At 61.6% G+C, this 15,129-nt stretch carries 11 protein-coding genes and 1 tRNA gene; 5 read left to right on the top strand and 7 right to left on the bottom strand.

Annotated elements, in window-relative coordinates; translation table 11 throughout:
- Positions 1 to 39: 39 nt before the first annotated feature.
- The 4 genes from GGI60_RS19630 to cpdR1 form a co-directional block, all read right to left on the bottom strand.
- Positions 40 to 1,083: a porin gene (locus tag GGI60_RS19630; protein ID WP_183917947.1), complete on the bottom strand. Its 1,044-nt coding sequence runs from the start codon at positions 1,081 to 1,083 to the stop codon at positions 40 to 42.
- A 572-nt stretch (positions 1,084 to 1,655) separates the two neighbouring features.
- On the bottom strand, positions 1,656 to 1,937 hold the full coding sequence (locus tag GGI60_RS19635) for a hypothetical protein (protein WP_210314515.1): 282 nt from the start codon (positions 1,935 to 1,937) through the stop codon (positions 1,656 to 1,658).
- A gap of 100 nt (positions 1,938 to 2,037) precedes the next feature.
- A tRNA-Val gene (locus GGI60_RS19640) sits at positions 2,038 to 2,112 on the bottom strand.
- Between the two features lie 84 nt (positions 2,113 to 2,196).
- Complete coding sequence (gene cpdR1 / locus GGI60_RS19645) at positions 2,197 to 2,559, bottom strand: response regulator CpdR1 (protein WP_003542883.1); 363 nt, start codon at positions 2,557 to 2,559, stop codon at positions 2,197 to 2,199.
- 187 nt (positions 2,560 to 2,746) lie between these two features.
- Between cpdR1 and GGI60_RS19650 the strand changes: the two genes are divergently transcribed.
- Positions 2,747 to 3,628 (top strand): N-formylglutamate amidohydrolase, encoded by an 882-nt coding sequence (locus GGI60_RS19650; RefSeq protein ID WP_183917949.1) that lies wholly within the window; start codon positions 2,747 to 2,749, stop codon positions 3,626 to 3,628.
- A gap of 282 nt (positions 3,629 to 3,910) precedes the next feature.
- Positions 3,911 to 4,684, top strand: coding sequence for a histidinol-phosphatase (hisN, locus tag GGI60_RS19655; RefSeq protein WP_183917951.1), 774 nt, complete (start codon positions 3,911 to 3,913; stop codon positions 4,682 to 4,684).
- Between the two features lie 67 nt (positions 4,685 to 4,751).
- On the opposite strand, the gene GGI60_RS19660 is transcribed toward hisN, so the two are convergent.
- Positions 4,752 to 5,726: an alpha/beta fold hydrolase gene (locus GGI60_RS19660; RefSeq protein ID WP_183917953.1), complete on the bottom strand. Its 975-nt coding sequence runs from the start codon at positions 5,724 to 5,726 to the stop codon at positions 4,752 to 4,754.
- Between the two features lie 422 nt (positions 5,727 to 6,148).
- Here GGI60_RS19660 and GGI60_RS19665 point away from each other — a divergent pair, with 422 nt between their 5' ends.
- Positions 6,149 to 6,619 carry an Hsp20 family protein gene (locus GGI60_RS19665; RefSeq protein WP_183917955.1) on the top strand — a complete coding sequence of 157 codons (471 nt, stop codon included), beginning with the start codon at positions 6,149 to 6,151 and terminating at the stop codon, positions 6,617 to 6,619.
- Between the two features lie 75 nt (positions 6,620 to 6,694).
- Here the strand turns inward: GGI60_RS19665 and GGI60_RS19670 are convergent, their stop codons facing one another.
- A complete protein-coding gene (locus GGI60_RS19670; RefSeq protein ID WP_183917957.1) occupies positions 6,695 to 7,699 on the bottom strand; it encodes a bile acid:sodium symporter family protein in 1,005 nt (334 codons plus the stop codon).
- Between the two features lie 92 nt (positions 7,700 to 7,791).
- Here GGI60_RS19670 and GGI60_RS19675 point away from each other — a divergent pair, with 92 nt between their 5' ends.
- Positions 7,792 to 8,646 carry a LysR substrate-binding domain-containing protein gene (locus GGI60_RS19675; protein WP_183917959.1) on the top strand — a complete coding sequence of 285 codons (855 nt, stop codon included), beginning with the start codon at positions 7,792 to 7,794 and terminating at the stop codon, positions 8,644 to 8,646.
- Positions 8,647 to 8,692: 46 nt separating this feature from the next.
- Here GGI60_RS19675 and GGI60_RS19680 read toward each other — a convergent pair whose 3' ends face one another.
- Positions 8,693 to 9,745, bottom strand: a complete 1,053-nt coding sequence (locus GGI60_RS19680) for a threonine aldolase family protein (RefSeq protein ID WP_183918222.1) — start codon at positions 9,743 to 9,745, stop codon at positions 8,693 to 8,695.
- 541 nt (positions 9,746 to 10,286) lie between these two features.
- Here GGI60_RS19680 and gltB point away from each other — a divergent pair.
- Positions 10,287 to 15,005, top strand: coding sequence for a glutamate synthase large subunit (gene gltB / locus GGI60_RS19685; protein WP_183934848.1), 4,719 nt, complete (start codon positions 10,287 to 10,289; stop codon positions 15,003 to 15,005).
- The last annotated feature ends 124 nt before the right edge of the window (positions 15,006 to 15,129 follow it).

The raw sequence follows: 15,129 nt of genomic DNA on the forward strand, positions 1-15,129 counted from the left end.
ACCTAAAATCATCCTGTTCTAGCCGGCAGCCATGTTTTATCAGAACGCGCGCTGCAGGCGGAAGAAGCCCGAGGTGACGTCGTCAGCATTGTCCGGATCGAGGTACTGGACCGAGATCTTCGTGGAGAGGTTGTCAACGATCTGGTAGTCGATCGTTACGCCGGCCTTCCAGGCGCTGACGTCGTCGTTGAACTCGCCAGCGGTGACGCCGTAGTTGTCGTAGTACTGAACAGCCGGGGTGATCTTCAGCTTGTCAGTCGCCTTGATGGCGTATTCGGCAGCGATCGCCCATTCAGCCTTGTTGTAGTAGGCGTTCGGGTTGGAGGCGTAGACGACTGCGAGGCCGAACGTGCCCGGACCGACAGCAACGGTACCCATGGCGCGGACGGCACCTTCTTCGTTGTCGGTGTCGTAACCAGCCGTGATCTGGTAGCTGAAGATACCAGCCTTGCCGCCGAGACCAACGGCAACGCCGACGTTGTTGGGCGTTTCGCCGTTGTAGAACGGGCCGTCTTCCAGCTCATCGACGCTGATGCCAGCGTAGAAGGCGTCGGTTTCGTACTGATAACGGATGGAGTTATGCAGGGTGACCGGAGAACCGATATCGTCGGTTTCGCCCGAGAGGCCATCGTCCCACCAGCTGTAGAACAGACCAGCGCGGAAGCCGGCGATGTCGATGTAAGCGGAATCGAGCTGGGCCTTCTGGGCCGAAGCGTTGTCAGCATTGAACTGCATGACGATGACACCGGTCAGCGGACCGTATTCGGTGTCGCTCTTGGCCGTGAACTGAACCTGGCCGCGCGTACGGGCATCCCAGTCCGAGTCGTTGGCAACGGAACCGCCGCCGCTGGCGCCGATCGAGCTGGCGTTCGGAGCAACGTCAACCTGGAAACGGACATAACCGTTGATCTTGAGGCAGGTTTCGGTGCCCGGAATGTAGAAATACCCGGTGCCGTAAGCGTCGCAGACGCGGACGTACTCAACCGGTTCCGGTTCGGCAGCAACGATAGCGTCAGCCGCCTGAGCGCCGGATACTGCTGCGAGAGCAGCAGCGGAGCCGAGAAGAAGGCTCTTGATGTTCATGGAATAACCTCCAGTTCAGATGCGAGAGGATGGGATCTTCACCCCGTGTGAGCGAAGCGGCATCCTTTTAACCAGTTGCCTGCCTCGCCGCGGTAGTTACATGGGGGATATTGCGCCGCAATAAGGATATCGATCATGACAACAGGCGGGCATAGCTATGTTGCTGAAATAACACGCGTTTTGTCACAAACTCGTCATCTGTTCGTCACAAACTCGGCGGCTCTTGATGCTTGACTAACGAGGGGTTGAAACTTGAAAACGCTAATGCAAGTGGCGAGCGCGTGAGCATGTCCTCACATGCTGTCGAGCCGTCGCTGTGATCTGCGCGACTCCGGGGATGGCTCGTAGGTAACTGCGATGGGCGGAGGCAGGCGCGGCTAAGGCCGGCAAGGCGAGGGCGGCGGAAACGAGGGGGGCGGCTGCCGGTGCGAATAATCTCCTACCTCTGACTGTGCCGGCGAACCGGTCGTACGCTGGAAGTCAGGTATTCGCATGGTTCTGCGACGTGATCTGGCGGCGTTCTCGGCCTGAATTGCTTCCTTAACGCGGTCGCGAACACCCCGCCCAAGAATTCATTCCAGGATGGCTTCCTTGCGGGCAACATTGCCGCTCACATCGATGTCACTGCCCAACATCGCGCTGCCGGTCAGATCGACACCGTAGTCCAGGAGGTTCTGACGCGTCAGGTGAAGCATGATACGGCCGGCCTGCTCGACCGGCCTGCCGCGCATATGGGAGACGACGTACTCGGCAGTGACGGGGTAGCGTCCCTCAGGAAGGCTGACACCTTTTGCCAGGGAAATCTTGTCGTTGGAAACCACAAGAGTTTTGCGTCGTTTGATGACCTGGGCCAAGTCTGAAACTCCTACTGGAGCAGGTGTATCACACCCGCAAGCCGCGATGTAAAAAGGCCTCTCGACTTCTCGAAAGGCCTTCTAGGTCAAGCAATCTGGATGGTGGGCGTGACAGGGATTGAACCTGTGACCCCTACGATGTCAACGTAGTGCTCTCCCGCTGAGCTACACGCCCATCCGATGGCGGCGCATAGATCACAAAACATTCGGAGCCGTCAATAGGCTTTTTTCAGTTTTGTGACGCGCCGCCCGGCAAGCCTTATGCGGCAAGCATTTTGTTGACCTCGTCGACGAGGTCGCGCAGGTGGAAGGGCTTGGAAAGGACCTTGGCATCCTTCGGCGCCTTCGAATCAGGGTTCAGCGCCACGGCGGCAAAACCGGTGATGAACATAACCTTCAGGTCGGGATCGAGTTCGGTGGCGCGGCGCGCCAGTTCGATGCCGTCCATCTCGGGCATGACGATATCGGTCAGCAACAGGGAAAACGGCTCCTCGCGCAGCCGGTCATAGGCGCTGGCGCCGTTATCATAAGAAAGGACCTTGTAACCGGCCTTTTCCAGCGCTTTCACCAAGAAGCGGCGCATGTCGTTGTCGTCTTCGGCGAGAAGTATCTTCTGAGTCATCAATCCAGACCGCTGATCAATAGGTTTTGGGTGGGTGCCAGCCGTTTACACTAGTCTTTGCCCGGTAAACAACCGGTGAATTGCCTGTGCGTGATTGCCATCCCTTCTACATAGTATGGACTTGGGGCCGGGCAACTGGCAACATGGCCGAAGCAGTCAGTTCATGACATGGTAAAGAGGGCAGAAAGTGCCGGAAATCCGCGAATACGAGCTTTTTGAAGTCCATGAGCCCGTGTCGCAGACCATTCCCTTCGTCTACAACTCCCCCCATAGCGGCCGCATTTATCCACCGGAATTCATCGCCCAGTCGAGGCTCGAAGGCATCGCCATCCGCCGTTCCGAGGATCACTATGTCGATGAGCTCTTCGGTTCGGCCGTCACCCTCGGCGCACCGCTTCTCGCCGCCAACTTTCCGCGCGCCTATCTCGACGTCAACCGCGAGCCCTACGAGCTCGATCCCAGGATGTTCGACGGGCTGCTGCCGCCCTATGCCAATGTCAACTCGCTGAGGGTCGCCGGCGGGCTCGGCACCATTCCGCGCATCGTCGCCGAGAACATGGAGATCTATGCGCGGCGCTTGCCGGTGCAGGAGGGGCTGGATCGGGTCGAAGCGGTCTATAAGCCTTACCATGCGGCGCTGCGCCGGCTGATCGCCCGTACCCATGTGCAGTTCGGCTTCGGCGTGCTGATCGATTGCCACTCGATGCCCGGGAATGTGCGCGTCGCCGGCTGCACCGGACGGCCCGATTTTATCATCGGCGATCGCTACGGCACCAGCGCTTCGGCCGAACTTTCGCGCGCCGCCATCGCCATCCTCGAGGAAATGGGGTTCGCGGCGATCCGCAACAAGCCCTATGCCGGCGGGTTCATCACCGAACATTACGGCCGCCCCTCGCGCGGCCTGCATGCATTGCAGATCGAGGTGAACCGGGCGATCTATGTCGACGAAGTGACGCTAGAGAAGCGCGAGGATTTTGCCGCGGTGGCCGAGGCTGTGACGGCCTTCATGCAGCAGATGGCGGATTACGTCGATAAGTTCGCCGGCGACCGGGCGCTAGCCGCCGAATAGGCTTCTTTATCAGTTTGGCGATCTTCGTGTGGCCGTCGTCTTTCGCAAGGCCAAAAAAGAACCGCGCTTGTCAGCGCGGCTAAGTCTAGGGAGGAAACACCCAAGGAGGGTATTTACAGTCAGAAGACTGTACCGACGACGCTACTATTGCATTGCACAAATGTCAAGCAATATATTGCGCTGCGACATCTTTGGGCAGTTCGTCGGATATTGCCCGCGGCGTTTGCATTCCCGTCACGTTTCGCTATGAAACCCCGATCCCGCCAGCCAAATGGTGCCACCATGCTTCCTGACCGTTCGTTCTTCAATCGTCTGGCGGAGGCCGCCCGCGCCGAGACGCTGCCGCGCTTCCGCTCCGGCCTCGATGTCGCCAACAAGCTTTCCTCGGGGTTCGATCCGGTGACGGAAGGCGACCGGGCTGCCGAGTTCGCCATCCGGGCGCTGATCGAGGAGAGTTTCCCCGATCACGGCATTCTCGGCGAAGAGCACGGCAATGTCGGGCTCGATCGTGACTATGTCTGGGTGATCGATCCGATCGACGGAACCCGCGCCTTCATAGCGGGCGTGCCGGTGTGGGGCACGCTGATCGGCCTGCAGAAAGAGGGTCGGGCGATCATGGGCATGATCGAACAACCCTTTACCGGCGAGCGTTATTTCGCCGACGAAAACGGTTCGATCTATACCGGGCCGGAGGGCGAGCGGCGGCTGGTGACGCGCCAGTGCGACCGGCTCTCGAACGCCATTCTGTTCACCACATCGCCGCACCTCTTCGGCGGCGAGGAGATGGAGAAATACCGGGAGATCGAGAGCCAGGTGCGGCTCTTCCGTTACGGCTGCGACTGCTATGCCTATGCGCTGCTGGCTGCCGGCCATATCGATCTCGTCATCGAGAACGGCCTGAAGCCGTATGATGTCGGCGGCATCATTCCCGTGATCGAGGGGGCGGGCGGGATCATCACCACCTGGGACGGCAGCCGGCCGGAAAATGGCGGCTCGATCATCGCCGCCGGCAGCCGGGCGGTCTACGAGCAGGCGATCGCCGTGCTGCAGCGCTGATCCCCGTCAGCTCCCCTGATCCCCCGGTCAGCTCGGCTGATCCCGCGTTCAGCCTGCTGATCCGGGCTCACGTGCCGAGGGCTGCGACATTCTGGCTTTCCTCGGCATCGCTGCCAGGAATGAAGGCATGGAAGGCGGCGAGTGCGGCGGCGCGGTAGATATCCCGTTCCTGGAAGATTTCGTGGCGGGCGCCATTGATCGGCACCAGCTGACCGGCGCGGAAATAGCGCGAAAGCCGCTCCTGAGCCGTATAGGGCACGACGCCGTCACGCGTCGGGGCGATGACGATGGTCGGTATGGTGATCGAAAAAAGATGGTTGGGTGAGGTGACCCGATCGATGGTCCTGAACGCCTCGGTGAGCCAACGGGCTGTCGGCGGACCGAGCGTCAGCTCCGGATGAGCCTTCATCATCGCGACATTGCGGTCGAAGCGCTGTTCGTCCGAGGTCAGCGGGTTGTGGCTGAAGTCCGGCTCCTTCAATTTCGAGGTCAACGGCAGGAAACCAAGGCCGAGAGCGGTCAGCGTGCCTGCAAGGGCACGGATGACGCGGGGTGAGGCCGTCTGGCCGGTCAGGCCGATGAAGGGAGCGGACAGCACCATGCGGTCGATGCGAGTGGTCAGATAAGGGGCGGCTGACAGCGCGATCAGCCCACCGGTGGAATGGGCGAGCAGGTAGAAAGGCAGGCGCGTGTCCGGCAGCACCACCTTTTCGAGGAAGGTGTCGAGATCGTGCTCATAATCGACAAAGCGGCGGATGTGACCGTGATTGCGGCGTTTCATCAGCCGCGGCGACCCGCCCTGGCCGCGCAGATCAAAGGTCGCGACCCAGAGGCCTTTCGCCGTGAGGTCGCGGATGGTCTCGAAGTACTTTTCGATATACTCGTTGCGGCCATGGAGAATGACCACCGTGCCCCTGGCGACCTGGGCGCCGGAGCGAAAGACGGCGTAACGCAGCCGGTGGCCGTCATGGGTTTCAAAATAACCTTCCGTGCGGTTTTCCGGGGCGGGATTGTCGGGCGTCGAATAGAGAACCTGATCCATGACTTTGCCAATGCGCCGCTGCTGCGTGCTTCGTTATCAGGGATAGCGCATGGCTCCCGGCTTGGAAAGCGGCGGCGCCGCAAAGCGGCGGGAGAAAAGGGCCGGCAGGAGCATGAGGGTGCCCGCAGCCGGCCTAGGTTGAGGCTGAAGAAGAAGGGACGATGCACTTCAGCCGCCGGGACCAGATTTACCCGACGCTGCTATCTCTAGGCGCTTGCGTCTGAATGCGTTCCGAACCGGCCGTTCATGCGGGGTTCACGGGCCGTTCAAGGCGATTCCGAAAAGGTCTTGAACTCCGCAAATCCCATCACCATCTCCTTGCTGCGGGTGCCAAGAAGGGCCCGCGCAACCGTCCCGGGGCCGCCAAACATGGGGTTTCAGGGACATTTTATCGCAACACGTCGCTTCCACAGGAGGACATCATGCGTCACGTAGACTTCTCTCCCCTTTATCGTTCGACGGTCGGTTTCGACCGCCTGTTTACCATGCTCGACAGCCTTGCTCAGCCGGAGCAGGCGCAGACCTATCCACCCTATAATATCGAGCGCACCGGTGAAAACACCTATCGCATCACCATGGCGGTCGCCGGTTTCGACGAGACCGAACTTTCGATCGAGGCCCATGCCCATGTGCTGTCCGTGAAGGGTGAAAAGAACGAGGAAACCGCCGAAGGCGGTGAATTCCTCTATCGCGGCATTGCCAAGCGCGCCTTCGAGCGCCGCTTCCAGCTCGCCGACCATGTCGAGGTGACCGCCGCTTCGCTGAAGAACGGCCTGCTGCACATCGACCTTCTGCGCAATATTCCTGAGGCCATGAAGCCCCGCAAGATCGCGATTGCCGCAGAGCCGGTCGAGGCTCCGAAGGCCATCGAGGCGCAGGTCGTCAACGGCTGATCATTATCCCGTGCGGATAAATGGACGGCGCTCCGCTTGGGGCGCCGTTTTTTATTGCGCTCGCTCTACTGCTGTTCAGGCGGGGCTGGCGGCATCCTTGATCTGCTGTTCGGTTGCGCGGCGGGCCGCGGCGGCGGCGTATTTCTGGGCGATGACGGAGCAGACCATCAGCTGGATCTGGTGGAAGAGCATCAGCGGAAGCACGATCGCGCCGATCGACTGGCCGGCAAAAATGACGTTTGCCATCGGCACGCCGCTTGCGAGACTTTTCTTGGAACCGCAGAAGGTGATGGTGATCTCGTCGGCCTTGCCGAAGCCGAGCCGGCGGCTGCCGAACATCGTCAGCAACAGCACTATCCCCAGAAGGAAGGTGTCGGCGACGATGACGACGCCGATATCGGCGATCGAGAAGGTATGCCAGAGTCCTTCGACGACTGCCGTCGAGAAGGCGAGATAGACGACCATCAGGATCGAGCCGCGGTCAACGGGCATCAGAATCTGCCTCCTGGCGCGAATCCAGTCGCCGATCCAGGGCTGCAGGATCTGGCCGGCGATGAAGGGGGCAAGCAGTTGCAGCAGGATCTGCTGAAGCGCGTCGAGGGAGAAGCCGCCATGGCCGCCGACGGAAAAGAGCAGGCCAACGAGCAGCGGCGTCAGAAACATGCCGAAAATATTCGAGGCGGAGGCCGAGCAGATGGCGGCAGGCACGTTGCCACCGGCCATCGAGGTGAAGGCGATGGATGACTGCACCGTCGACGGCAGCACGCAGAGGAAGAGGATGCCGAGATAGAGCGGCTGCGGCAGGATCGCGTCCGGTATGAAGCCGAGCGCCAGGCCAAGCAGCGGGAAGATGCCGAAGGTCGTCAGCAGGATGACGAGATGCAGGCGCCAATGCAGGAGGCCCGCGATGACGACATCGCGCGAGAGGCGGGCGCCGTGCAGGAAGAACAGGGCGGCGATGGCGAGATCGGTGGCGATGCCGAAATAATCCGCGAAGGTGCCGCTTGCCGGAAACAGCGAGGCAAGGATGACGGCGCAGACAAGCAGGCTGGTGAAGTTATCGGGCAGAAAGCGGCGCATGGCGGTCTCGCGGCAAACAAGATTGGTTATTGTTCTGTCCTCGATTATGATCCAGGATGCAAGAAATAACAGTTATCAAGAAACTGGATGTCATGCTGGACCTTTCGCAATTGCGCAGTTTCGTCGCTGTCGAACAGATGGGCAGTTTCACGCTCGCCGCAGAAAGGCTGGGTCTCGGGCAATCGACGGTCAGTCAGCATATTAAGCGGCTGGAGGCGACGCTCGGTCGCAAGCTTCTGGCGCGCGACACGCACAAGGTCATGCTGACCGGCGATGGCGAAGCGCTGCTGACGCATGCGCGCGCCATGCTTTCGATCGAGGGGCAGGTGCAGTCGCTGTTTAAGAGCAACAGCCTGCGCGGCAGCCTGCGTCTCGGCGTCTCGGAGGATTTCGTCACCAGCCAGTTGCCGGCGGCGCTGGAAGATTTCGTTCGGTCGCACCCGTCCGTCGACCTTGAACTGACCGTGGCGCTCTCCGGCGTCCTCTACGAGATGCAGGACAATGGCGACATCGATCTGGTGCTTGCCAAGCGCCGGCTCGGTGACGCACGCGGGAAGCTCGTCTATCGCGAGCCGCTCGTCTGGCTGGCGCGCGATCCTGAGCGGCTGCTGGCAGCCGGGCCACTGCCGCTGATTGCTTTCCCGCCACCGAGCGTGACACGGGCGATCGCCCTGGAAGCGCTCGGGCGCAATGGCGTGCCGTGGCGGATCGTCTGCACTTGCGGCAGTCTCAGCGGGCTGACGGCGGCTGCGCGGGCCGGGATGGGCGTGCTGGTGCAGCCGCGCAGCATGGCGCCGTCGGGGCTGAGAGAGATCGCTGCTGGAGGACTGCCGGCGCTGGAGGACGTGGAATTCGTGCTCGTGCCGCGCAAGGGCGCCGATCAGACGCTGGTCGCCGCACTTTCGGACGATATTCTGCAAAAGGTGAGAGGGCTGAGGTCGGCGTGAGCCATCGTCGGTACCGGGAGCCTGCCCGGCAGGCGGGCTCGGCCGATCAGGCGGCCAGGCACTTCAGGAAACCATCCACATCGGCTTGCGTGGTCGCAAAGCTGGTGACGAGGCGGATCAGGGTTTCGCCTTCGGAGACCAGTTCAGGCGTTGCCGCGGGCACCGGCCAGGCGTAAAATTTGGCGCCCTTTTCCTCGGCGGTTTTTGCCGCGCGCTTGCTGATGACGGCAAAGACTTCGTTTGACGCGGTCGGCCAGGCGAGCCGCGCGGCATTGCTGGCGCCGATGCCGGCGCGCAAGCGATCGGCCATGCCGTTGGAATGGCGGGCGAGATCGAGCCAGAGCCCGTTTTCGAAATAGGCATCGAACTGGGCGGCGATGAAACGCGATTTGGAAAAGAGCTGGGCGGCGCGCTTGCGGATAAAGGGCATTTCGCGCGCCCGCTCCGGATCGAAGAAGACGATCGCCTCGGCGCACCAGCAGCCGTTCTTGGTGCCGCCGAAAGAGAGCATGTCGACGCCGCGCTTCCAGGTCATGTCGGCCGGAGTGGCGCCGAGCGCAATCAACGCATTGGCGAAGCGGGCGCCGTCCATGTGGAGCGGCAGGTTGCGCTTTCGTGATATGGCGGCGATCTCGCCGATCTCCGGCAGGGAATAGACGGTGCCGATCTCGGTTGCTTGGGTGATGGTGACGGCGCTGGCACGGCCGTGACGGAGGGCGTCCTCGGGAAAGTTGGCGATTTTTGCGGAGAGTTTCGCCGGATCGATCTTGCCGGCTTCGCCGTCGACGGCAACGAGGCGGGCGGAGCCGGAGAAGAATTCCGGCGCGCCGCATTCATCCTCGATCACATGGGCCTCGGAATGGCAGAAAGTGATGCCGCCGGGGCGTTGGACGCTTGCCAGCGACAGGGAATTGGCGGCCGTGCCGGTGGCGACGAAGAAGACGGAAACCTCACGTTCGAAGATCTCGCAGAAGCGGGCCTCGACTTGTTTGTCGAGCTCGCCGGCGCCATAGGCAGGGGCAAAACCAGCCGATTCCGCCAGCAGGCGTTCGGCAATGGATCTGTGGGCGCCGGCCCAATTGTCGGATGCAAAGAACATAGCGGAGACCGTGGGAGTGAAACAGGTTCGGAGGGTCGCAGCGGACATTACGTCAATCCTTCACGGGATCAAGACCATTGCCTATAATCCATCACGAAAATTGAACCGCGCAATTAATAAATAAAATATTTCCATTTCACGTAATTTTATTTCGTGATTACGACTGATATGGCAATCTTCCGTCGCAAAATCATGATTTTTGACCCGGCGCTCTTGCGAAGCCAAGTGCTTTCTGGCATAGAACAGATGAATTAGGACAGTGTTGCTGTCCTATTTTGGCCTTTGCGGCCGAAGAAGCGCCGAAAGCCCTGGAACAGGCGGGCTTTCACGCTATAGTTCTTCCGAGCGCCAAGCCCTAGGATGGGCGGCGTGCGGAGGCGAATGGCAGGCGCGCAACGCGACGGTTTGCTTTCCCTAGAAGCAGATGTCTGCGGCGATCTTCACAATGCAACAGCGCTGTCATGCGCCGAACCTATCTTCGGGTTGCGGTGCGGGACGAAAAGCCGCCCGCGGCCCGCGGGTTTCGACAGGAGGAAAGACGATGACGAAGACGCCATCCATGGAATTTGACCGGTTTGCCGCTGCTGAGATGCGCGCGACGGCCACGTCCAAATCCGCCTCCGGCCTGCCGAAGAAGCAGGGCCTCTACGATCCCCGCAACGAGCATGATGCCTGCGGCGTCGGCTTTGTCGCGCATATGAAGGGTGAGAAGTCGCACCAGATCGTCAAGGACGGCTTGTTCATTCTTGAGAACCTGACGCACCGCGGCGCTGTCGGCGCCGATCCTCTAATGGGCGACGGCGCCGGCATTCTGGTGCAGATTCCCGACCTCTTCTTCCGTGAGGAGATGGCCGGGCAGGGGATCACCCTGCCGCCGGCCGGCGAATATGGCGTCGGCCACATCTTCATGCCGCGCGATGAAAAGCAGATCGAGCACTTCAAGAAGGTGATCAAAGACGTCATTGAAGAGGAAGGTCAGGTCCTGATCGGGTTTCGCGACGTGCCGGTTGACAATTCCTCTCTCTCAAAGGCGCCGGCGATTGCCGCCACCGAACCGCATCACGTGCAGGTCTTCATCGGTGCCGGCGAGGATGCGGAGAACAACGACGAGTTCGAGCGCCGGCTGTTCACGCTGCGCAAGGTGATCTCCAACCGCATCTATGACGAGTTCGACGGCGAGGAGAGCAATTTCTATCCGGTGTCGCTGTCGTCGGCGACGGTGGTCTACAAGGGCATGTTCCTGGCCTATCAGGTCGGCGCCTATTACAAGGACCTGTCGGACCCGCGTTTCGAAAGCGCGGTCGCCCTGGTGCACCAGCGCTTCTCGACCAACACCTTCCCGTCATGGAAGCTTGCGCACCCCTATCGCATGGTCGCCCATAACGGCGAGATCAACACGCTGCGCGGCAACGTCAACTGGATGGCGGCGCGGCAGGCATCGGTTTCCTCGCCGCTGTTCGGCGAAGATATTTCCAAGCTCTGGCCGATTTCCTACGAGGGACAGTCGGACACGGCCTGCTTCGACAACGCGCTCGAATTCCTGGTGCGCGGCGGTTATTCGCTGGCGCATGCCGTGATGATGCTGATCCCGGAAGCCTGGGCCGGCAACCAGTCGATGGCGGCCGAACGCAAGGCCTTCTACGAATATCATGCCGCGCTGATGGAACCCTGGGACGGGCCGGCTGCCGTTGCCTTCACCGACGGCAAGCAGATCGGCGCGACGCTCGACCGCAACGGCCTGCGGCCGGCGCGTTATCTCGTCACTGACGACGACCGCGTCATCATGGCGTCCGAAGCCGGCGTTCTGCCGGTTCCGGAGGATAAGATCATTCAGAAGTGGCGCCTGCAGCCGGGCAAGATGCTGCTGATCGACATGGAAGAAGGCCGGATCATCTCCGACGACGAGGTGAAGTCGCAGCTTGCCACCGCGCATCCCTATCGCAGCTGGCTCGACCGCACCCAGCTGATCCTCGAAGAGCTGAAGCCGGTGGAGCCTCGGGCGCTGCGCCGTGACGTGTCGCTGCTCGACCGTCAGCAGGCCTTCGGCTACACGACCGAGGATACCCGCATCCTGATGTCGCCGATGGCGACGACGGGGCAGGAAGCGATCGGCTCGATGGGCACGGACACGCCGATCTCGGCGATGTCGGAAAAGCCGAAGCTGCTCTACACCTATTTCAAGCAGAACTTCGCGCAGGTAACGAACCCGCCGATCGATCCCATCCGCGAAGAGCTCGTCATGAGCCTCGTCTCCTTCATCGGCCCGCGCCCGAACATTCTTGACCATGAAGGCATGGCAAACGCCAAGCGCCTCGAGGTGCGTCAGCCGATCCTGACCAATGGCGATCTCGAAAAGATCCGCTCGATCGGTCATACGGAAGACCGGTTCGACACCAAGACGCTCGATTTCACCTATGACATTGAGCGCGGCGCCGCCGGCATGCCCGACATGCTCGACCGGCTATGCGAGCGCGCGGAAGCGGCCGTCAAGGGCGGCTACAACATCATTGTGCTCTCCGACCGTCAGATCGGCCCGGATCGGATCGCCATTCCGGCGCTGCTGGCGACGGCTGCCGTGCACCATCACCTGATCCGCAAGGGGCTTCGCACCTCTGTCGGTCTCGTCGTCGAGACCGGCGAGCCCCGCGAAGTGCATCATTTCTGCCTGCTCGCCGGCTACGGCGCCGAGGCGATCAATCCTTATCTCGCCTTCGACACGCTGCTCGACATGCATGCCAAGGGCGAGTTCCCCAAGGAAGTCGATGCCTCCGAAATCGTCTACCGCTACATCAAGGCGGTCGGAAAAGGCATCCTCAAGGTAATGTCGAAGATGGGCATCTCGACCTACCAGTCCTATTGCGGCGCGCAGATCTTCGATGCGATCGGCCTGTCGTCGGAACTGGTCGACAAGTATTTCTTCGGAACCGCAACGATGATTGAAGGTATCGGCCTCGAAGCGATCGCCGAAGAGACCGTCGCCCGCCACAACGCCGCCTTCGGCAAGGATCCGCTGCTTGCGACGACTCTCGATATCGGCGGCGAATACGCCTACCGCATGCGCGGCGAAAGCCATGCCTGGACGCCGGATGCGGTCGCCGCCCTTCAACATGCCGTGCGCGGCAATGCTGAGGACCGCTACCGCGAATTCGCCGAGATGGTGAACAATTCGGCGCTGCGCATGAACACGATCCGCGGGCTGTTCAACATCAAGAGCGCCGAGGCGCTCGGCCGCAAGCCGGTATCGATCGACGAGGTCGAACCGGCGGCCGATATCGTCAAGCGGTTCTCGACCGGAGCGATGTCCTTCGGCTCGATTTCCCGCGAGGCGCATACGACGCTGGCGATCGCCATGAATCGGATCGGCGGCAAGTCGAACACCGGCGAGGGCGGCGAGGAATCCGACCGCTACATGCCGCTCTCCGATGGGTCGAGCAATCCTGAGCGTTCGGCGATCAAGCAGATCGCGTCGGGCCGCTTCGGCGTCACGACCGAATATCTCGTCAACGCCGATGTGCTGCAGATCAAGGTGGCGCAGGGCGCCAAGCCCGGCGAAGGCGGCCAGCTGCCCGGTCACAAGGTCGATGCGACGGTCGCCAAGACCCGTCACTCGACCCCGGGTGTCGGCCTGATTTCGCCGCCGCCGCACCACGACATCTATTCGATCGAGGATCTGGCGCAGCTGATCTACGATTTGAAGAACGTCAACCCGACCTCTGATGTCTCGGTCAAGCTCGTCTCGGAAGTCGGCGTCGGTACGGTCGCCGCCGGCGTCGCCAAGGCGCGCGCCGACCATATCACGATCGCCGGCTTCGACGGCGGCACGGGTGCGTCGCCGCTGACCTCGCTCAAACATGCCGGCAGCCCTTGGGAAATCGGCCTTGCCGAAACCCAGCAGACGCTGGTGCTGAACGGGCTGCGTTCGCGCGTCGCGCTGCAGGTGGACGGCGGTCTGAAGACCGGCCGCGACGTCATCATCGGGGCGCTGCTCGGCGCCGACGAGTTCGGCTTCGCCACCGCGCCGCTGATCGCAGCCGGCTGCATCATGATGCGCAAGTGCCATCTCAACACCTGTCCGGTCGGTGTGGCGACGCAGGATCCGGTGCTGCGCAAGCGCTTCAAGGGCACGCCGGAGCACGTCATCAACTACTTCTTCTTCGTTGCCAACGAAGTGCGCGAAATCCTCGCCTCGCTCGGATTTGCCCGGCTTGACGAGATCATCGGCGCTTCGGAGCTCCTGGAGAAGGACGAGATGCTGGCGCATTGGAAGGCCAAGGGGCTCGACTTCAGCCGCATCTTCCACAAGGTCGATGCCGCCAAGGAAGAGACTTTCTGGACGAGCCGGCAGCAGCACCCGATCGATGACATTCTCGACCGCGTGTTGATCGAGCAGGCGCAGCCGGCGCTGACCGACAAGACGCCCGTCGCCTTTGAGGTCGACATCAAGAACGTCGACCGCTCGGCCGGCGCGATGCTGTCCGGCGAGGTTGCCAAGCGTTACCGCCATCGCGGGCTGAAAGAAGACACGATCAACGTGACGCTTCGCGGCACGGCGGGCCAGAGCTTCGGCGCCTTCCTGGCGCGCGGCGTCACCTTCAACCTGATCGGCGACGGCAACGACTATGTCGGCAAGGGACTTTCGGGCGGCAAGATCATTATCCGGCCGCCGGAAAACTCCAGGATTGTGGCCGAGAACTCGATCATCGTCGGCAACACCGTGCTTTACGGCGCCACCGAGGGCGAATGCTACTTCCGCGGCGTGGCGGGCGAACGTTTCGCCGTCCGCAATTCCGGCGCGATCGCCATCGTCGAAGGTGTCGGCGACCATGGCTGCGAATATATGACCGGCGGTGTCGTCGTCGTGCTCGGCGCCACCGGCCGCAACTTCGCGGCGGGCATGTCGGGCGGCGTCGCCTATGTGCTCGATGAAGCCGGCGATTTTGCCAGCCGCTGCAACATGGCGATGGTCGAACTCGAGCCGGTGCCGGAGGAGGACGACATGCTGGAGAAGCTGCATCATCACGGCGGCGATCTCATGCACAAGGGACGCGTCGATGTCTCTGGCGACATGACCCGCCATGACGAGGAGCGCCTCTACCAGCTGATCTCCAACCATCTGCACTATACGGGCTCGGCCCGCGCCAAGCAGATCCTCGATCACTGGGCCGACTACCGTCCGAAGTTCCGCAAGGTCATGCCGGTCGAATACCGCCGTGCGCTCGAGGAAATGGAACGCAGCCGGATGGGCATCGCCGCGGAGTGATTTGCACCGGGATATTCGCCACGTGCTGATTGCGGGTGGCGGGTATCGGAAACGTCTCGATGATCCGTGACGATCATGACGGCGAAAGGCCGTCCAGATCGCCCGGATGTTTCAGGGGATATGT

The sequence above is a fragment of the Rhizobium lentis genome, assembly GCF_014200175.1.
Taxonomy (GTDB): Bacteria; Pseudomonadota; Alphaproteobacteria; order Rhizobiales; family Rhizobiaceae; genus Rhizobium; species Rhizobium mulingense.

Bases quoted from the DNA above. Each gene is read 5' to 3' on its own strand.
- GGI60_RS19675 (WP_183917959.1), top strand. From the start codon at position 7,792: ATGCTGGACCTTTCGCAATTGCGCAGTTTCGTCGCTGTCGAACAGATG.
- GGI60_RS19670 (WP_183917957.1), bottom strand. From the start codon at position 7,699: ATGCGCCGCTTTCTGCCCGATAACTTCACCAGCCTGCTTGTCTGCGCC.
- gltB (WP_183934848.1), top strand. From the start codon at position 10,287: ATGACGAAGACGCCATCCATGGAATTTGACCGGTTTGCCGCTGCTGAG.
- GGI60_RS19660 (WP_183917953.1), bottom strand. From the start codon at position 5,726: ATGGATCAGGTTCTCTATTCGACGCCCGACAATCCCGCCCCGGAAAAC.
- GGI60_RS19680 (WP_183918222.1), bottom strand. From the start codon at position 9,745: ATGTTCTTTGCATCCGACAATTGGGCCGGCGCCCACAGATCCATTGCC.
- cpdR1 (WP_003542883.1), bottom strand. From the start codon at position 2,559: ATGACTCAGAAGATACTTCTCGCCGAAGACGACAACGACATGCGCCGC.
- GGI60_RS19630 (WP_183917947.1), bottom strand. From the start codon at position 1,083: ATGAACATCAAGAGCCTTCTTCTCGGCTCCGCTGCTGCTCTCGCAGCA.
- GGI60_RS19665 (WP_183917955.1), top strand. From the start codon at position 6,149: ATGCGTCACGTAGACTTCTCTCCCCTTTATCGTTCGACGGTCGGTTTC.
- hisN (WP_183917951.1), top strand. From the start codon at position 3,911: ATGCTTCCTGACCGTTCGTTCTTCAATCGTCTGGCGGAGGCCGCCCGC.